This is a genomic window from Mycobacterium kyorinense (genome assembly GCF_001672775.1).
Lineage (GTDB): Bacteria > Actinomycetota > Actinomycetes > Mycobacteriales > Mycobacteriaceae > Mycobacterium > Mycobacterium kyorinense_A.
In genome coordinates this window covers 32,604-50,738 of record NZ_LZKJ01000133.1, presented here as the reverse complement: position 1 = coordinate 50,738, position 18,135 = coordinate 32,604, and the positions used below count along the sequence as shown (strand labels likewise).

At 66.6% G+C, this 18,135-nt stretch carries 18 protein-coding genes and 1 pseudogene; 7 read left to right on the top strand and 12 right to left on the bottom strand.

All coding sequences use genetic code 11. The features are described 5' to 3' along the window. The 4 genes from narJ to A5707_RS14585 form a co-directional block, all read right to left on the bottom strand. Entirely contained in the window at window positions 1-654 is a 654-nt protein-coding gene (gene narJ, locus A5707_RS14600) for a nitrate reductase molybdenum cofactor assembly chaperone (protein ID WP_065015174.1), read from the bottom strand. Next, the gene (narH, locus tag A5707_RS14595) at window positions 651-2,264 is read right to left on the bottom strand and encodes a nitrate reductase subunit beta (protein ID WP_065015173.1); all 1,614 of its coding nucleotides are present in this window, start codon (window positions 2,262-2,264) and stop codon (window positions 651-653) included. Before narH ends, narJ begins: the two co-directional genes overlap by 4 nt. Beyond that, complete coding sequence (locus tag A5707_RS14590; protein ID WP_065015207.1) at window positions 2,261-5,929, bottom strand: nitrate reductase subunit alpha; 3,669 nt, start codon at window positions 5,927-5,929, stop codon at window positions 2,261-2,263. Before A5707_RS14590 ends, narH begins: the two co-directional genes overlap by 4 nt. A gap of 443 nt (window positions 5,930-6,372) precedes the next feature. Next, window positions 6,373-6,774 carry a (deoxy)nucleoside triphosphate pyrophosphohydrolase gene (locus A5707_RS14585; RefSeq protein WP_065015172.1) on the bottom strand — a complete coding sequence of 134 codons (402 nt, stop codon included), beginning with the start codon at window positions 6,772-6,774 and terminating at the stop codon, window positions 6,373-6,375. A 27-nt stretch (window positions 6,775-6,801) separates the two neighbouring features. Here A5707_RS14585 and A5707_RS14580 point away from each other — a divergent pair, with 27 nt between their 5' ends. Then, window positions 6,802-7,086 (top strand): 4a-hydroxytetrahydrobiopterin dehydratase, encoded by a 285-nt coding sequence (locus A5707_RS14580; RefSeq protein ID WP_065015171.1) that lies wholly within the window; start codon window positions 6,802-6,804, stop codon window positions 7,084-7,086. On the opposite strand, the pseudogene A5707_RS14575 reads toward A5707_RS14580, so the two are convergent. Next, window positions 7,073-8,383: pseudogene (locus A5707_RS14575) on the bottom strand (mannosyltransferase); the annotation flags it as partial. The gene A5707_RS14580 and the pseudogene A5707_RS14575 overlap by 14 nt on opposite strands. A 143-nt stretch (window positions 8,384-8,526) precedes the next feature. On the opposite strand from A5707_RS14575, the gene A5707_RS14570 reads away from it, so the two are divergent. Both A5707_RS14570 and A5707_RS14565 read left to right on the top strand, forming a co-directional pair. Continuing rightward, the gene (locus A5707_RS14570; RefSeq protein WP_065015170.1) at window positions 8,527-9,147 is read left to right on the top strand and encodes a hypothetical protein; all 621 of its coding nucleotides are present in this window, start codon (window positions 8,527-8,529) and stop codon (window positions 9,145-9,147) included. A 67-nt stretch (window positions 9,148-9,214) separates the two neighbouring features. After that, window positions 9,215-10,153 (top strand): hypothetical protein, encoded by a 939-nt coding sequence (locus A5707_RS14565; protein ID WP_065015169.1) that lies wholly within the window; start codon window positions 9,215-9,217, stop codon window positions 10,151-10,153. A 107-nt stretch (window positions 10,154-10,260) separates the two neighbouring features. Here the strand turns inward: A5707_RS14565 and A5707_RS14560 are convergent, their stop codons facing one another. The 4 genes from A5707_RS14560 to A5707_RS14545 all read right to left on the bottom strand — a co-directional run bounded on the left by A5707_RS14560 (window position 10,261) and on the right by A5707_RS14545 (window position 11,739). After that, on the bottom strand, window positions 10,261-10,407 hold the full coding sequence (locus tag A5707_RS14560; RefSeq protein ID WP_007169078.1) for a hypothetical protein: 147 nt from the start codon (window positions 10,405-10,407) through the stop codon (window positions 10,261-10,263). Beyond that, the gene (locus A5707_RS14555) at window positions 10,404-10,973 is read right to left on the bottom strand and encodes an HhH-GPD-type base excision DNA repair protein (protein WP_065015168.1); all 570 of its coding nucleotides are present in this window, start codon (window positions 10,971-10,973) and stop codon (window positions 10,404-10,406) included. Before A5707_RS14555 ends, A5707_RS14560 begins: the two co-directional genes overlap by 4 nt. A 100-nt stretch (window positions 10,974-11,073) precedes the next feature. After that, the gene (locus A5707_RS14550) at window positions 11,074-11,262 is read right to left on the bottom strand and encodes a DUF5302 domain-containing protein (RefSeq protein ID WP_065015167.1); all 189 of its coding nucleotides are present in this window, start codon (window positions 11,260-11,262) and stop codon (window positions 11,074-11,076) included. 33 nt (window positions 11,263-11,295) lie between these two features. After that, a complete protein-coding gene (locus A5707_RS14545) occupies window positions 11,296-11,739 on the bottom strand; it encodes a PPOX class F420-dependent oxidoreductase (protein ID WP_065015166.1) in 444 nt (147 codons plus the stop codon). A gap of 77 nt (window positions 11,740-11,816) precedes the next feature. Here A5707_RS14545 and A5707_RS14540 point away from each other — a divergent pair, with 77 nt between their 5' ends. Further along, complete coding sequence (locus tag A5707_RS14540; protein ID WP_065015165.1) at window positions 11,817-12,332, top strand: DUF1697 domain-containing protein; 516 nt, start codon at window positions 11,817-11,819, stop codon at window positions 12,330-12,332. A gap of 24 nt (window positions 12,333-12,356) precedes the next feature. Further along, window positions 12,357-13,181, top strand: coding sequence for a class I SAM-dependent methyltransferase (locus tag A5707_RS14535; RefSeq protein WP_065015164.1), 825 nt, complete (start codon window positions 12,357-12,359; stop codon window positions 13,179-13,181). Here A5707_RS14535 and A5707_RS24175 read toward each other — a convergent pair. After that, entirely contained in the window at window positions 13,178-13,543 is a 366-nt protein-coding gene (locus tag A5707_RS24175; RefSeq protein WP_065015163.1) for a GntR family transcriptional regulator, read from the bottom strand. The two genes, A5707_RS14535 and A5707_RS24175, sit on opposite strands and share 4 nt — an antisense overlap. Window positions 13,544-13,579: 36 nt before the next feature. Here A5707_RS24175 and A5707_RS24170 point away from each other — a divergent pair, with 36 nt between their 5' ends. Then, complete coding sequence (locus A5707_RS24170) at window positions 13,580-14,293, top strand: NAD-dependent deacylase (protein WP_065015206.1); 714 nt, start codon at window positions 13,580-13,582, stop codon at window positions 14,291-14,293. A gap of 80 nt (window positions 14,294-14,373) precedes the next feature. On the opposite strand, the gene A5707_RS14520 is transcribed toward A5707_RS24170, so the two are convergent. Together A5707_RS14520 and A5707_RS14515 are read right to left on the bottom strand one after the other, a co-directional pair. Continuing rightward, a complete protein-coding gene (locus tag A5707_RS14520) occupies window positions 14,374-15,009 on the bottom strand; it encodes a class I SAM-dependent methyltransferase (RefSeq protein WP_065015162.1) in 636 nt (211 codons plus the stop codon). A 153-nt stretch (window positions 15,010-15,162) separates the two neighbouring features. Further along, window positions 15,163-17,559, bottom strand: coding sequence for an MMPL family transporter (locus tag A5707_RS14515; protein WP_082969467.1), 2,397 nt, complete (start codon window positions 17,557-17,559; stop codon window positions 15,163-15,165). A gap of 339 nt (window positions 17,560-17,898) precedes the next feature. Between A5707_RS14515 and A5707_RS24775 the strand changes: the two genes are divergently transcribed. Continuing rightward, window positions 17,899-18,030: a hypothetical protein gene (locus A5707_RS24775; RefSeq protein WP_156657945.1), complete on the top strand. Its 132-nt coding sequence runs from the start codon at window positions 17,899-17,901 to the stop codon at window positions 18,028-18,030. Window positions 18,031-18,135 lie beyond the last annotated feature (105 nt).

Genomic DNA, 18,135 nt, shown 5'->3' with positions numbered 1-18,135 from the left:
TCAGCCGCCTCCTTCGCGTCGCGGTGGCACGGTCAATGTGAAGGGTTGCAGTCCAACGGATTCGGCGGGCGGTCCCGCTTCGGCCAGCCGGTGCGCCCGCTGCACTTCCTGGTCGGTGACCGGCGGCAGCGTTTCACACACCGCGGCGACGGCGTGGGCGTACGGGGACTGCGCGCGGGTCAACGCGCCCAACAGCACGTCGATCGGTATCCGGTGCTCGATTAGCAGCCGGCGGCCTGCTTCGGGGTCGACGGTGGCGGCGAATTCGAGCACGACCGGCAGGTGGTCGGGGGCCTCGCTGCGCGGCGGCTCCACCCCCGACTGCCGGTAGGCGCTGGCGAACGCCAGCATTTCGCGGCCGCGGTTGCGGGTGTCTCCGGCGGTCCAGTACGTCAGGTACATCGTCGAACGTCGGCGCATATCAAAGGTTTCGACGTACTCGGTGGCCGCGGTCAACGCATCGGTGGCTCGCAACGCCGCGACGGTGCGCCTCAGCAACTGCGCCGCGGTCCCGTCGACATGGCCCAGCAGCGCCTCAGCGGTGTCGAGGCGCTCGTCGCGCTGTTCGTCGGGATAGGCCAGCAGCAGCGAGGCCGCCTGCCAGATCAATCGATCGGTAAGAGCCGGCCCGCGTGATCTGGTCAGCAGCTTCATTGCTTCTGCTCTTCGGGGAACAGTTGCGGCGACGCATCTTTGCCGTCCCAATTCAGCAGGTTCACCTGCGATCGCGGACGCGTTGCATGGAACGATTCCACCGCGACGGGCACCGGGCCATCGCCGGGTTGGGCGAACGGACCGCCCTCGTACATTCCCGGGCCGCCGTCACCCGACAACGAACATTCCATGTCGTGCGCCGCCGCGGGGATGTCGCCGGTGTAGGCGGTCGGGATCACATAGCGTTCTTCGTATTTCGCGATGGCCAGCAGCCGATACATTTCGTAGATCTGTTCCTCGGTCATCCCGACTGCCGCCGGGATGTGGGGCTGGGTCTCGCGTCCGAGATTGATGTCACGCATATAGGACCGCATCGCGGCCAGCCGCTGCAGCACCTCGTCGACGACTTGGGTGTCGCCGGCGGTGAACAGCTCGGCCAGGTACTGAATCGGGATGCGCAGCGCTTCGATAGCGCCGAACAGGTTGCCGACGTCTTCGCCGTCGTGTCCGTCGCGGCTGACGGCATCGACCACCGGAGACAGCGGCGGGATGTACCACACCATCGGCATGGTGCGGTATTCCGGATGCAACGGCAGCGCCACCTTGTAGGTGTTGATCAGCGCGTAAATCGGCGACCGCTGCGCGGCCTCGATCCACTCGTCGGAGATACCTTCGCTGCGCGCAGCGGTGATGACCTCGGGATCGTTGGGGTCCAGCAGGATTCGCCGCTGCGCCTCGTAGAGATCGGTATCCCGCTCCACCGACGCCGCCTCCAGCACCCGGTCGGCGTCGTAGAGCACCAGCCCCAGATAGCGCAGCCGCCCCACGCAGGTTTCCGAGCAGATCGTGGGCAACCCGACCTCGATGCGCGGATAGCAGAACGTGCACTTTTCGGCCTTGCCTGTCTTGTGGTTGAAATACACCTTCTTGTAGGGGCATCCCGACACGCACATCCGCCAGCCGCGGCAGCGGTCCTGGTCGACCAGCACGATGCCGTCCTCGCTGCGCTTGTACATCGCGCCCGACGGGCAGGACGCCACGCACGACGGGTTGAGGCAGTGCTCGCAGATCCGCGGCAGGTAGAACATGAAGGTTTCTTCGAGCTTGAGCTTGATCTCGTCGCTGACCTTCTTCAGCACCGGGTCGTCGCGCAGCGTTTCCGTTGAGCCGGCGAGGTTGTCGTCCCAGTTGACGCCCCACTCGATCTTCATCGGTTCGCCGCTGATCTGGCTGCGCGGTTGCGCAACCGGGAAGGTGTCGCCCAGCGGCGCCGACGTGAGGTTTTCGTAGTCGTAGGTCCACGGCTCGTAGTAGTCGCCGATGCCGGGCAGTTTCGGGTTGGCGAAGATCCGCAACAGCTTGTGAATGCGGCCGCCGTCGCGTAGCCGCAGCCGGCCCTTCTTGTCGCGGATCCAGCCGCCGCGCCAGCGGTCCTGATCCTCATACGTGCGGGGGTAGCCCACGCCGGGGCGGGTTTCGACGTTGTTGAACCAGACGTATTCGGTGCCGGATCGGTTCGTCCAGGCCTGCTTACAGGTCACCGAACAGGTATGGCAGCCAATGCATTTGTCGAGGTTCATCACCATCGCCATCTGCGCCATTACCTTCACTGGTACTTCACCTCCTGGCTGCGTCGGCGCACCACGGTCACCTCGTCGCGCTGGTTGCCGGTCGGGCCCAGGTAGTTGAACGCGAACGCATGCTGGCCGTAGCCGCCGGCCAGATGACTCGCCTTGATTCGCACCCGAGTCAGCGCGTTGTGGTTACCGCCACGCTTGCCGGTGGTCTCGGTGCGCGGAACGTCGACGGTGCGTTCCTGCACGTGGTAGACGAACACCACGCCGTCGGGCATCCGGTGCGACACGATCGCGCGGCACACGAAGACACCGTTGGCGTTGACCGCCTCGACCCAATCATTGTCCCGCACACTGATTTTGGCTGCGTCAGCCGGACTCATCCACATGGTTGGGCCACCGCGCGACAGCGACAGCATGTACAGGTTGTCCTGATACGTCGAATGGAACGACCACTTGGAGTGCGGGGTCAGATACCGCACGGTCAGGCCGATGCCATCATCCGTCGGGCCGAGCTCGGGGGCGCCGAACAGCCGCGCCATGTCCAGCGGCGGGCGGTACACCGGCAAATGCTCGCCCAGCTCCTCGATCCAGTCATGCGCCAGATAGAAGTGCATCCGCCCGGTCAGCGTGTGGAACGGCTTGAGGTGTTCGATGTTGATCGTGAACGGCGCGTAGCGACGGCCGCCGGTCTCGCTGCCGGACCACTCCGGGCTGGTGATCACCGGGACGGGACGGGCCTGCGTGTCGGCGTAGGTGATTCGGCGCTCCTCGCTGCCTTCGGCCAAGTGGGCCAACTGCTGGCCGGTGCGCTTCTCCAGTTCCCGGAAGCCCTCGACGGCGAGCCGGCCATTGGATGTCCCAGACAGCGCCAGGATCACGTCGACCATCCGATCGGCTTTGGTGATCGCCGGACGGCCCGCTCCCGCACCGGAATTCATCACACCGAATTTGGCGGCCAGTTGCTTGACCTCCTCGAAGGGATGCACGGTGTATCCCTTCACCGTCAAGCCGAACTTGTCGACCAGCGGGCCCAGCGTCGTCCACTTGTCGTAGATCGCGGTGTAGTCGCGCTCCACCACCGTGAGCTTGCCCATGGTCTTGCCCGGTACCGGCGTCTCACCGGTTTGCAGCCAATCACGTTCGGTGCCATCGGGATAGGCCATCGCGTCCGCGGTGTCATGCTGCAGTGCGGTGAGCACCACGTCGCTGCGGGTGCCCAGATGCCGCTTGGCCAGCGTGCTGAAGGTGCGGGCGATTGCGCCGAAAGCGTCGTAGTCGCTGCGGGTTTCCCATGGCGGGTCGACCGCGGCACTGAAAGCATGCACGTAGGGGTGCATGTCGGTGCTGGATATGTCGGCCTTCTCGTACCAGGTGGCCGCCGGCAGCACCACGTCGGAGACCAGCGTTGTCGACGTCATCCGGAAGTCGATCGACATCATCAGGTCGAGCTTGCCCTCGGGGATGTCGTCGCTCGGCGCATCGGCCAGCACGTTGGAGTCGGTGCCCAGCAGGTGGCGCAGGAAGTACTCGCCGCCCTTACCCGACGAGCCGATCAGGTTGGCCCGCCACACGGTGAGCACCCGTGGCCAGTTCACCGGATTGTCCGGGTCGGTGACCGAGAGCTTCAGCTTCCGCTGGGCCAGCTGCTCGGCCACGTACTCGCCGGGATCCTTCCCGGCGGCCCGTGCTTCGTCGGCGACGTCGAGGCTGGACCGGTCGAACTGCGGGTAGAACGGGCTCCAGCCCATCGCCGTCGCCGAGCTCAACACGTCCATCGTGTGCTTGTCGGCGAATCGGCCCCGGCCCACGGGGCTGGACAGTTTGTCGGCGCCGTAGTTGTCGTAACGCCATTGGTCGGTGTGGGCATACCAGTAGGAGGCGCCGGGCACCTGTCGCGGCGGGCGCGACCAGTCGGTGGCCATCGCCATCGTCTGCCAGCCGGTCAGCGGACGCACCTTCTCCTGGCCGACATAGTGGGCCCAGCCACCGCCGTTGCGTCCCATCGACCCGGTCAGCATCAGCAGCGCCAGCACGGATCGGTAGATGGCGTCACTGTGGAACCAGTGGCAGATGCCGCCGCCCATGATGATCATCGAGCGTCCACCGGATTCCTCTGCGCTGCGCGCGAATTCACGGGCGACCCGAACAGCCTGCGCGGCCGACACCCCAGTGATCGGCTCCTGCCAGGCCGGCGTGTTCTGGATGGTGGCGTCGTCGTAGCCGGTCGGCCATTCTCCCGGCAGTCCCGGCCGTGCCACCGCGTAGTGGGCCAGCATCAGGTCAAAGACCGTGCACACCAGGTGGTTTCCCACCCGTCGCACCGGCACGCCGCGCGCCACCATCTCACCGTGGCCGTCGGTGGTGTCAAAACTGGGCAGTGAGACCAGCGCGCTGGTGCGATCACCGTTCAGAGCGTGTGGACGATCCACGCTCAGGGCCGGCACCACGTCACCGAGGTCGAGATTCCACTTGCCGACGCCCTCTTCGCCATAGCGGAAACCCAGCGACCCGTGCGGCACGACGACGGTGTCGGTGACCTCGTCGAGCAAAACCGGTTTGAACGCTGAGTTTTCGACATGCTGACCGATATCGGCGGCCGTCAGGTTCTTGCCCGGCACCAGCGTGTCGCCGCGCTCCTCCAGCTTGATCAAGAACGGCAAGTCGGTGTAGCGGCGCGAATAGTCGATGAAGAACGGAACCTGTTTTTGCACATAGCATTCGGACAGGATCACGTGGCCCATCGCCATCGCCAGCGCCGCGTCGGTACCGGCCGCGCACGGCATCCACTCGTCGGCGAACTTGGTGTTGTCGGCGTAGTCGGGGCTGACCGTCACCACTTTGGTGCCGCGGTAACGCGCCTCGGCCATCCAGTGCGCGTCCGGGGTGCGGGTGATCGGGACGTTGGAGCCCCACATCACCAGGTATGCCGCATCCCACCAGTCGCCGGATTCCGGCACGTCGGTCTGGTCGCCGAACACCTGCGGCGAAGCCACCGGAAGGTCGGCGTACCAGTCGTAAAACGACGTCATCACACCGCCGAGCAGCTCGACGAACCGCGACCCCGCGGCGAACGACACCATCGACATCGCCGGGATCGGCGAGAACCCGGCGACGCGGTCGGGACCGTATTCCTTGATGGTGTGCACGTGCGCGGCGGCGATCATCTCGGTGGCTTCAGCCCAGCTGACCCGCACCAACCCGCCTTTGCCGCGGGCCTGCTGGTAGCGGCGACGGCGCTCGGGATCGGCCTGGATGTCGGCCCAGGCAAGTACCGGGTCGCCGAGCCGAGACTTGGCTTCCCGGAACATCTCGACCAGCACACCGCGCGCATACGGGTAGCGCACCCGGGTCGGGGAATAGCTGTACCAGGAAAACGACGCGCCACGGGGACAGCCGCGGGGCTCGTACTCCGGCCGATCCGGGCCTACCGACGGGTAGTCGGTCTGCTGCGTTTCCCAGGTGATGATGCCGTCTTTGACGTAGATCTTCCACGAGCACGACCCGGTGCAGTTGACCCCGTGCGTCGAACGCACCACCTTGTCGTGGCTCCACCGGTCGCGATAGAACACGTCGGCCTCCCGGCCGCCCCGGCGGGTGACCGTGCGCAGGTCCGCGGAGAAGTCACCGGGTGTGAAGAAGCGACCGCTGCGCTCCAACAACTCCTCGAGAGGACCTCCGACTCGCGGCGTCACAGTCAACGCGAAGACCTCCTCATCAGTGCCGTATGCGGGCAGCCCCAGCGCCGCGTATTTGGGATTGGCCAGCGCCCCGACGGCGATCTCGCCGACCCGTTCGACCAGCGCCGACGAGGCCATCACCATCGGCGGCCCACGCGCTGGTCAGCAACCGCTCATAAGCATAAGTGCTCGCGAGCGCGCCGAGCACGCCGACAACCGGCGGGTTGTTGATAGGCGGTGCCCGGTGGCCGACCCGGCGCCCACCGTTGTCGACCGAAAACGCCATATCCACGGGTTACACGAAACCATTCAGGCTGGCAGCAGCATGACAGGCGCACGTTAATATCCCGTTTAGCTTTGTAAAAACCCGATTACGACGCGTTCCTTCGACAGTTCTGTGGCTTTCCTGGCAAACGGCTGTGCGCGTTTCGGGGCAGCTCTTTGCCGAGCCCGGCCAGACCCCTTCAGTGCCCTTCGAGCACCCGAATCAACGCCGGTAACCACTGCCGATCGGCGGGGACCCAGTCGATGCCGGGCAACTCGACTGCGGTCACCCAACGCAGCGCGCGATGGTCGTGCGGATGGGGTTCGCCGCGCAGCAGACTGACGCGATATGCGCGCAGCGTGGTCGTGGCGTTCAGGGCGATGTCGGCGCCCAGGCGTTGGCCGACCGCGACGGCGTCCGCCTCGACGCCCAGTTCCTCGGCCAGTTCCCGGGCCAGCGCGTCGGGCTCGGTTTCACCGTCCGTCACCTTGCCGCCGGGCAACTCCCACCGGCCGGCCAGTTCGGGCGGCCGCCAGCGCTGGGCTACCAGCAGCGTCGCATCCGAGATGACGGCCCCGGCGACCACGATCTGGTGCGACATCGCGAGTGACGGTATACCGTCGGAAGTATGGCTGTGTTAACCGATGAGCAAGTCGACGCCGCACTGCCCGAACTCACTGGCTGGCAACGTTCCGACGGTGCCCTGCGGCGGTCGGTCAAGTTTCCGGCGTTTCTCGCCGGCATCGACGCCGTACGCCGAGTCGCCGAGCACGCTGAGTCCAAAGATCACCATCCCGATATCGATATCCGTTGGCGTACCGTGTCTTTCGCGTTGGTGACGCATTCCGAAGGCGGGATCACGCAGAACGACATCGCGATGGCTCGCGACATCAACGGAATTATCGGCGAGTAACCCGACCCGGCTCGGCGAGCGTCACGCCAGCGTGACCCTGCTCGCCGAGTGTCACGCCAGCGTGAGGCTCGCTTCGGCGGCCGGCCGCGACGACCCACGCCAGCGTCGCCAGCGTGGCGACGATGTAGACCAGCCCGGCCCAGGCCAGATACCAGGGCCGGTCGCTTTGCCAGATCGTCGGCTGGGCGAAGCTCAGCAGCCACGGCACGCCGATGAGGGTCAGTACCAGCCAGCCCCATCCGAGCAGCCGGGCGCCGCGCTGCCGGCAGAGCGGCCCGTGGATCAGCCAGATCATCAACGGCACCAGCCACACCCAGTGATGGGTCCAGGAAATCGGCGAGAGCAGCAACCCGAACAACTCGACCACCAGCAGTCGGCCGAGCCGGTCGTCGTTCAGCGCTCGCCACGCCAGGATGGCCAGCAAGGCGGTGACGGCGAGCCCGGCCAACACCAGCGGGCCGTAGCCGGCGTCGTGGCCGACGAGACGTGAGATGGCGCCCCGCCACGATTGGTTGAACGACGTCGCGATCGGCCCGACCCGCCGGGTGTCGCGCAGCAAAACGGTGAAGTAGTAGCGAGTTTGATCGCCGACGACCAGCCAGGACACGGCCACAGTGGCGACAAACACGACCGCCGAGAACACCGCCGCGCCCCACCGCCGGACTCCGACGAAGTACAGGCCGGTGATCGCCGGGGTCAGCTTCACTCCCGCGGCCACCCCAACCAGCAGGCCCGACAGCCACCACCGCGTGGTGTAGACCGCGAGCAGGCCGGCCAGCACCAACAGCACGTTGACCTGTCCGTAGTCGAAGGTGCTGCGCAACGGTTCGATCCAGATGGCGACCGCGGTCCAGCACATCGCGACACGATGCCCTGCACCGGCCGGCACGCCGAGCAACCGCTGGCTGATCCGCACCACGCCGTAGAGGGCGGCCATGGTGCCGAGCTGCCAGAAGAACGCGACCAGTCCGAACGGCAGTAGGTGCAGCGGGTAGAACACGACCGCGGCGAATGGTGGATAGGTGAACGGCAGCGGGAAATCCGGGGTCTGGTCGGCGTAGACGTAGCTGTACAGCGTGCCCGGGTGGTCGATGGCGGCTGCGCCGCCGATGTAGACGTGCAGGTCGACGAAGTTGGCGCCGTTGGGCACCAGATAGGTCCAGGCCAGCCGTGCGGCGACGCTCACGATCAACAGCGCCGGCGCGACAGTGGTCAACGAGATCGCGCGCCGGCGGATAGTCGGTGCCGCCGGGGCGGCCGGGGTCGTGTCTATCCGCCCGACTCTAGCGACGGCGCTGTCGAACCGTCAGCACCAGCTGGCCGGATAACCGCAACCGCTCGGGTGCGTAACGATCGAATAACCGCCACACGTGTCACTTGAGTCACTTTGGCATCACGCGAACGATCGGCGTCGACCAGTCGTCGAAACCAGGGAGAACCATGACCATTTGGACGTTGTTACGCGCGGCCGCCGTCGTCGCCGGCGGGTCGGCCGCGTTGCTGGCCGGCGGTATCGCCCACGCCGACCCAGCCGTGCCAGTGCCGGCTCCCAACATCGGGGAGCAGCTCGTCAACACGGCAACTCATGCACCGCAGATGCTGCAGACCCTGGCGACGGCGCTCGGCGCCACCCCGCCGGCGCCGTCCACTCCGCCGCCGCTGGCGGGCGCCACGATCAGGGCGCCGCAGCAGCCCGGCGGCGCGCCCAATGCGGCGTCGAGCGTGCCCGGCGTGAACTCGCTTCTGCCCGGCACCACTACGGGCACCCCGGCGACCGCTCCAGGAGCGTCCACCGGCATCCCGGGGCTCACGCCGACGGCGCCCGCGGCGCCGGCCAGCCCTGCGCAGCTGATGCCGACAGCGCAGCTGGATATGCCGCAGGTGCCGTTCCTGCCGGTGCCGCTGCCGCAGCAGGTGTCGCTGCCCGGCGACCTGGCGTCGCTGGCTCCCGGTGGCCTCCCGGTTCCGCACGGTATGCAAGCGGGCACGCCCGCGGTGTCGGCTCCGGCGGCTACCGCGCCGAGCAATCCGCTGCTGATACCGCTCTCCGCCCTGCCCTGACACGCACGGTTAGCCGGCCAACCCACGTTGGCCGGCTAACCCCACAACCGAGGATCGGGAGAACACCGTGGCACGCACTTCGAAACTGACCATTGGTTTGGCCGCTGGGGCCATCGCCTCAACCACTATGTTCGGGCTCTGCCCGAACGCGGCTGCCGACCCGGCGCCGACGCCACCGCTGCCGTCTCAGCAGTTGCCCGGCCTGCCGGCGCTCAACCAGCTGAGTCCGATCATCCAGCAGGCTGCCGGCGACCCGCAGCAGGCGTCGCAGCTGCTGATGGCCGCGGCGTCGGCGTTTTCGCACAATCCCTCGGTGCCCACGGAATCGAAAAACGTTGCGTCGTCGGTGAATCAGTTCGTGCAGGACCCAACGGCGCATATTCCGCCGGTCGGTGTGGAACCGGGCTTGCAGGCACATCTGCCCACCGGTATCGACCCTGCGCACGCCGCCGGCCCGGGCCCCGTCGCCGCGCCGGCATCAGCCCCGGCCATCGCGCCCGTCGCCGCACCGGTGCCTGCTCCGGCACCGCCCGCCGGCGCACCGGCGCCGTCGGCCGAGGCGCCGGCGCCTACCGCGGCCCCGGCGTACAACCCCGACACTCCGCCCACGCAGGACTTCATGTATCCCTCGATCGGCACCAACTGCCTGGCCGACGGCGGCAATGCCATCGCGACCGCCCTGTCGGTCGCGGGACCGGCCAAGATCCCGACACCGGGCCCGAAACCCGGCCAGACCGCCTACGTGTTCACCGCGGTAGGCACGCCCGGACCCGCGGACGTGCAGAAGCTGCCGCTGAATGTCACCTGGGTCAACCTGACCACCGGCAAGTCGGGCAGTGCCACGCTCAAGCCGCAGGCAGACATCAACCCCGAGGGGCCGACTACGTTGACCGCGATCGCCGACACCGGTTCGGGCAGCATCATGTCGACCATCTTCGGGCAGGTCACCACCAAGGACAAGCAGTGCCAGTTCATGCCCACCATCGGTTCGACGGTGGTGCCGTAGGGCGGCTCAGATCTCGCGCGCGCAGATCTCGCGCGAGCGGGCGCAGTTGTACGGTTGTCTCGGCGTGTCGCTGTACAGACACGCACGCTCGCGCCGGAGCTCAGCCGTCAGTAGGCCATGAACAGGATCGCGTCGCGGTCATACTCCAGACCGGGATGAACGCTGGCAAGGTGCGCCTGGGTCAGTTCGACCAGTTCGTCTTCGTCCTTGCCGACGATGGCCTCTCCGCATGGACACGTCAGATGTGTCTTCACGTTGCCGCCTTTCCCTTCATCCGCTTCTTGTAGGACCGCACCTGGTCGAGTGACCGGGCGTCGACGATGTCGGCAACCGACATGTGTGTACCGGCCTTGCCGTACTCGCCGGCCGCCGCCCGCCATCCGGTCGGGGTCACGCCGTATTGCTTGCCGAGCAGCGCCAGAAAGATGCGTGCTTTCTGCTCGCCGAAACCGGGTAGCGCCTTGAGCCGACGCAGCAACTCCGCCCCGTCCGGGTCGCCGGCCGTCCACAACGCGGTGGCGTCACCCTGGTAGCGATCCACGATGATCTGCGCCAGCGCCTGGATGCGCTTGGCCATCGATCCCGGAAAACGGTGTATCGCAGGCCTTTCCGAGCACAGGGCGGCGAACTTGTCCGGGTCGTAATCGGCGATCTCGGCGGCGTCGAGACTACCGATCCGGTCGGCGATCTTCTTGGGGCCCGCGAATGCGGTTTCGATCGTCACCTGCTGGTCGAGCAGCATGCCGACGAGTAGCGCGAACGGGTTGGCCGTCAGCAGCGCGTCGGCGGCCGGGTCTTGGGCAAGCTGCAGGTTGGGCACTCGCACAGTTTAAAGCCGCGCCGGTAGCACCGCGTCGAGGGCGTCGATAATCCTGGCGGATAGCGACCGCGCGGCAGCAAAAAACCTTGTGACGCAGTAATTATCCGCTCTTACGGCGGAATTCGCGGCGACTTTCGAGGGGACCGTGTGCTCGCGACTGTTTGGCGCCGCCGTCCTTGTGCGCCGACCCGCCTGCTGACTTCGCCTTCTTGCGGTCCAGGGCTTCGCGGAACTTGCGCTTGGTTTCGTCCTCCGACGTCGAATCCGGCTCGGAGTTGGATGCTGCCATGCACGGCAGCCTAGCCGCGACGAGCCTGCGCGACTACCGCATTCCCGGCGGCATGCCGTACACGTGGGCGATCGGCATGGTCAGCACCACGCGCCGGTCGGTGACCATCGCCTGGCGGTACTCGTCCCAGTCCGGGTGTTCGCCTGCGATGTTGCGGTACAAGGCGATCAGCGCCGCGACGGTGTCGTCGTCGGGGGCGCCCGCCGGCGGGGTCAGTTCCGCGGTGCCCTCGGCCACCGCATACGACCAGCCATCGTCGGAGCTGACCAGAAGCGAAGCCCGCGGGTCGCGCCGCAAGTTGCGTGTTTTTGCCCGTGGCTCGGTGATCGGGACCTGAATGGCGTTGCGGCGGGCGTCGAAGTAGTACTGCACGTTGGACAGCTGTGGACGCCCGTCGCGTTTGACGGTGGCCAGCACACCGAGGGAGTTGTCGGCGATCACCGCCAGCAGCTTGTCGTCGAACACTTGGCGCCCCATGCAGGAAGCTTACTCGGTTACCATCGCGACATGGTGGCCGTCCATCCTTGCGATCGCGGGCTTTTCGAGGCGGCCGGATGACCAGATATGCGGCATTCCTGCGCGGCGTGAACGTCGGCGGCGTCAACCTGAAGATGGCCGAGGTGGCGGCTGCGTTGACCGACGCCGGCTTGCACAATGTGCGCACCGTATTGGCCAGCGGCAACGTGCTGTTGGAGTCACCCGATGATGCGGGCACGGTTCGCGCGACCGCCGAGCGCGCGCTGCGACAGAGATTCGGCTACGACGCCTGGGTGCTGCTCTACGAGGTCGATACCGTGCGTGCCATCGTCAACGCTTATCCGTTCGAGGCCGAAGTGGACGGATACCACTCCTACGTCACCTTCGTCACCGACGGCGCGGTGCTCGACGAACTCTGCGCGCTGGAACCCGGGCCGGGTGACAACATCGCTCGCGGCGATGACGTCGTCTATTGGCAGGTGCCCAAAGGCGAAACGCTGGGCAGCACGATCGGCAAGACGATGGGCAAGAAGCGCTACAAATCGTCGACCACCACCCGCAACCTGCGCACCCTGGGCAAAGTAGTGCGCTGAGCAGCGGCCGGTAGGGTTTCTCCGATGAGTCCCGACCGAGAAACGGCCACCCTCACCGGGGTTTCCGAGACGGCCCTGCTGACGTTGCGGGCGCGCGCCCGGGAGGCCGGCCGACCCGACGCGGTCATCGACGACCCGTTGGCGATCAACCTCGTTGACTCGATCGATTTCGACTTCGCGAAGTTCGGTGCGACGCGCCAGGACATGGCGCTGCGGGCGCTGGCGTTCGACACCCAGACCCGCCATTACCTGACTCGCTATCCGTCGGCGACGGTGGTGGCGTTGGCCGAGGGTTTGCAGACTAGCTTCTGGCGTCTCGACGCCTCCCTGCCTGACAGCCAATTTCGTTGGCTGACAGTTGATCTCCCGCCGGTCGTCGAGCTTCGCCGACGGTTGTTGCCGGAATCACCACGGGTGTCGATGTGCGCGCAGTCTGCGCTGGACTACAGCTGGACCGAAAGCGTCGACCCCTCGCGCGGAGTTTTCGTCACCGCCGAGGGCCTGCTGATGTATCTGCAGCCTGACCAGGCGCTCGGACTGATCGCCGAGTGCGCCAAGCGGTTTCCCGGTGGGCAGATGCTCTTCGATCTGCCGCCGGCATCGCTGGCCAGGTATGCCCGGCGGGGGCATCGGATCTCACGGCGCTATAGGTTCCCGCCGATGCCGTTCACGATGTCGGTGGCGCAAGCCGCGGATCTGGTGAACACCGTGCCGGGTGTCCGCGTCGTCCGCGACGTAGCGCTGCCGCCGGGGCGCGGCGTGCTGCTCAACTCCCTGCTGTCGGCCACCCGCCGGTTCCGCGCGCTGGACTCGCTGCGTCCGACGTTGACGCTGCTGGAGTTCGGCTAGTCGCCGAAAGCGTCGCCGAGATAGCGCATCGCCTCCGCCTTGCCGAGTCCCAGCCCGCGAGCCACGTCGGCGTATGCGCGGGCCGCGTCCGCCATCGCGCGATCCGACGGGTCGGCCCTGGCGACGAATGTGCCGAAACGACCCCGCGTTTCGACCACACCGGCCGCCTCGAGCTCGCGGTAGGCGCGGGCAACGGTATTGACTGCCATGCCGAGCTCACCCGCTAGTTCCCGGACGGTGGGCAGCCGGGTGCCCGGCGCAAGCCTGCCTGCGCGGATCGCGTCGATGATCTGCGTCCTGAGTTGGTCGAACAATGGACGACTTGCTTGGTCCTCGATCCGGAGCCACTCCCCCAGCTGCACATGCCCAGTATCGCGCAGTCCAGCTACATTAGTGGTGTGCGAGTAGCGGTGCTCAGTGGCGCGGGTATCTCCGCCGAGAGCGGCGTGCCGACGTTTCGCGACGACAAGAACGGGCTGTGGGCCAAGTTCGACCCCTATGAACTGTCCAGCACGCAAGGGTGGCTGCAGAACCCCGAACGGGTCTGGGGTTGGTATTTGTGGCGGCACTACCTGGTGAGCCGGGTCGAGCCCAACGACGGTCATCGCGCGGTCGCGGCCTGGCAGGACCACGCCGAGGTCACCGTCGTCACCCAGAACGTCGACGATCTGCATGAACGCGCGGGCAGCTCCCCGGTGCACCACCTCCATGGCAGCCTATTCGAATTCCGTTGTGCCGCTTGCGAAGAGCGTTATACCGGCGAACTTCCCGAAATGGCCGAACCGGCGCTGGAAATCGAGCCGCCGATCTGCGCCTGTGGCGGATTGATCCGGCCGGACATCGTCTGGTTTGGGGAACCGCTACCCGAGAAGACGTGGCAAAGCGCGGTCGAGGCCGCCGCGGCGGCGGATGTGCTGGTCGTCGTCGGCACCTCCGGCATCGTCTACCCGGCGGCCGGGCTGCCGGATTTGGCGTTGGCTCGCGGTGCGGTCGTGATCGAGGTCAACCCGGAGCCGACGCCGCTGTCGGCCAGCGCCACGCTCACCGTCCGGGAAAGCGCCAGCAAGGCGCTGCCGTCGCTGCTGCAGCGGCTGCCTGCCCTGCTCAACTAGGCCGAGCCTGCGATAGCGGCGCCGAGACTGCGCACAGATCGCGTTTTGTCCGCAAATCGCACCGCAGTGTCGGTGCAAAGTCAGGAGCGACGTGCGCGGCCCAGCGCGAACTCCGAGACCGGTAACGGCAGCCACGCCGGCATCGTCGTCTCGCGTCGAGCGTCCTCGACTTCGAAACCGGCGCCGACGATCGCTCGCTCGGTGTCCCGATGAGTGTGGCAGTTGCCCAGCAGCCGAGGCCAGATCGTGGCGTCCGCCAGACGCTGCAGCCGGCCCCGAAATCCGCTGCTGGCCACATGCTCGAGATACCGCAGCTGCCCGCCCGGGCGAAGCCGCGAATGTAGTTGGCGGAGAACATCATCGGGGTCACCGACCGAGCACAGCACCAGCGAGCACACCACCGCGTCAAACGGCTCATCGCTGGCGAAGTCTTCGACCGCGTCGTCGGTGACCCGGACCGGGACGGGGGCATCCGCTGCGGCGGCGCGGGCACGCGCCGACAATCGCGGCTCCGGCTCCACGGCCACCACCTGGTCGACGGAGTTCGGGTAGAAGGCGAAGTTGGTGCCGACACCGGCGCCGACTTCCAGCACCCGGCCGGACAGCCCAGACAAATTCTCCCGGCGCAGCGCACGGATCTGCTCGGTTTCGTGCGCGGCGATCGTGGGCCAGATGCGGGCGAAGAACGGATTGTCGACCGTGGATGCCGGTGTCATACGTGCGAACCCTCCGAAGGTATGTCCAAAGCCATCAGCCAGTCCACCATTTGTTGCGGGGTGGCGTCAGTACCAACCATTCCGGCCACCATATGCCCGCAAAAGACTGCCCGCAGATCGCCCGAGCCGGGTGGAGCCCGTCGTCGCCGGAAATCACCCATCGGAACCGTAACCGCCGTCGGCGACCCACCGGGCCGGCTGCCCCGCATCGTTGTGGTGCACGAGCGGTTGAGCCGGCACGACGCTGTCGCGGCGGTGCCGCCCCGCCCGGTGGGCCGCAGTTGCAGGCGTCGCAGTACCGCTTTCGCTGATCCCGAACCGCTCGTGCATCCAGGCCAGCGGTTTGGGCGCCCACCAGTTCCATCGACCCAGCACGTGCATGAAAGCCGGCACCAGCACCATGCGCACCAAGGTGGCGTCCACCAGTACGGCAAGGGTCAGGCCGACGCCGAACATCCGCATGAACGACACCTGCGCGGCGATCAGCGCAGCAAACGATATCGACATCACCAGCGCAGCGGCCGTGATAACTCGGCCGGTGCGGGCCAGTCCAAGCGCCACGCTCTCGTCGTTGGCCGCGCGGGCGGCTGCGGCGGCGGGGCGCGCCAACCGGGCCACCGGGGACTGCAGCCAGTACTCGCGGATTCGGGACACCAAGAACACTTCGTAATCCATCGACAACCCGAACGCGATGCAGAACAGCAACACCGGCATGTTGGCCTCGAGTGTGCCGCTGGGTGTGGTTCCCAGCGCGCCGAGATGTCCGTCCTGGAAGATCCACACCAGCGCACCGAACGCCGCGGTCAGCGACAACACATTGAGCACCAGCGCTTTCAGTGGCAACACCACACTGCCGGTGAGCAAAAACAGCAACGCAAAGGTGATTGCGGCAATCAGTCCCAAGACGAGCGGCAGCCGGGTCATGATCGCGTTCACGCTGTCGCGGTTGATCTGCGCCAGCCCTGCCATCTCGACGGCGTGGCCGGCCGGGCCGGGCACGGCTTTCAACCGGTCCAACTGGGTGGTGGAGGCCTGAGAGAACAGCGGTGCGGTGCTGGCAACGGTCAGAAATGCGCTGCCGTCGGCCATGCCGGTGGCTGCCGCCGGTGGCCCCGCCCGGCTGCCCGCGACGAACGTCCCGGTGGGGGCGGTCACCGCAGCGACGTCGGTCACCCGCGACAGGTCGGCGGCGTAGCGCTCGAGGTCGCGTTGGCTGACTCCGCCGACGTCGGGCACGACGACAGGCACCGCGGTCGTCGAATTCTCGGGGAAGTTGTCGCGTAGCTGATCGCCGACCCGATGCGGCGACGCCCACTGCGGCAGCACCCGATCATCGGGAAACCCCCACTTCACGCCGAGGAATGGGGCCCCGAGCACCAGCAGCAACGCGATGACCGCCAAGCCGATCGGCACCGCGCGGCGCATCACGAACTTCGTCGAGCGATACCAGAACAACTGCTCCACCGGTCTGTCCGCATGCTCTGCGCCGCGCCGTAGCCGGGGCGCCAGCACACCCACCAGTCGGCGCACGTCCAGCGAGTCCAACCGCGGGCCCAGCAGGACGATGGCGGCCGGAGTCACCACCACTGCCGCGACGGCCACGAACGCCACGGTGGCCACGCCGGCGTAGGCGAACGACTTCAGGAAGTACATCGGGAACAGCACCATGAACGCCATCGACAAGGCGACCGTCGTCGCGGAGAACAGCACGGTGCGTCCAGCCGTGGCCATCGTGCGAATCAGCGCCTGGTCTCGAGGTGTGCCCTCGGCCAACTCGTCGCGGTAGCGGCTGATGATCAGCAGCGTGTAGTCGATGGCCAACGCCAGCCCCATCGCGGTGCTCAGGTTGAGCGCGAAGATCGACACGTCGGTGCTGAAGCTGATGAACCGCAACACCGACATCGAGCCCACGATCGCCAGCCCGCCCAGCATCAGGGGCAGTGCCGCCGCCAGCAGCCCGCCGAAGACCCATATCAGCACGACGAAGCTCAGCGGGATCGCGATCGACTCCATCAACAGCAGGTCGCGCTCATTCTGATGGGTGATCTGGGCATACACCATCGCCACCCCGCCGGCTTCGACGCTGACGTCGCCGCGATCGTGGATCACCTCATCCGAGAGCGTCCTGGCGTATTTCTGCGCATTGTTCTCGCCGCCCTTGAGGTTGGTCACGATCAATCCGGCCTTCTGGTCCTTGCTCATCAGGCCGGCGGCAGCCTGCGGCGAGGTCCAGGGCGAGGACACATTGAAGACCAGCGGCGACTGTTGCAAGTGTTCGACGATGTCGGTGCCCACCTGGCGGGCTTGTTCGCTGTCGGCGCCTTCGGGCGCTGTTACCACGACCAGCATCTTCTGATCGCTCTCGCCGAACTTGTCGGTCAGCAACCGGGTGGCTCGCGCCGACTCCGACGTCGGATCCTGGAAGCCGCCCGCCGACAGACTCTTGGGCACGGGGATGCCGAAGATCACGGCTCCCACCAGGACAAGGAGCGCTACCGCGACGATCTTGCCCGGGGCGACGAGCGCCAGTCGAGCGATTCGCTGCAGCATGCGGGTCCTTCCGCCGCCATGCCGGCGGTAACTTATCAGCGGCAAGTTATCGGCGTCGTTTCAGGCCTGCCTTCAATGCCCTAGCAGTTAGGACGTATGGGCATTCGGGATGGTTCACCGCAACGCCGGCCATCGGGACATGCGTGCCCCGAAGCCTATGGCTTTAGACATCTGACAAATAGCGAGTTCCAACAACCCGGACTCTTTGTCCCGCGCTTCGTACCGGCCGAGCGACCACGCCGTCGCGCTGGGAGCGACCCTACCCAGCGGTAAGAATTGCCACCATTTTCCGAATCGTGACTCAACGATTCCTTAATGGTGACCCATACGCTCATAAACATGTGGATCGACGACTCGAGTGCCGACGTCATCAAGGCCGACTTCGAGGCTCTCTACCACGGCGACATGCTGGTAGAGGGCGAGACCTCGGAGCAGGTCGACGACTGGCACCCGCTACCTACCGCGAGCTGACTGTCGCGCAGGGCGTGGCCGTTGCTACGGCCACCCCGCTGATCAGGTGAGTTTGCCCTCGACGTTGATTCTGCTTTTGTTCTGATGCCCCGCTAGGCCCCGCCC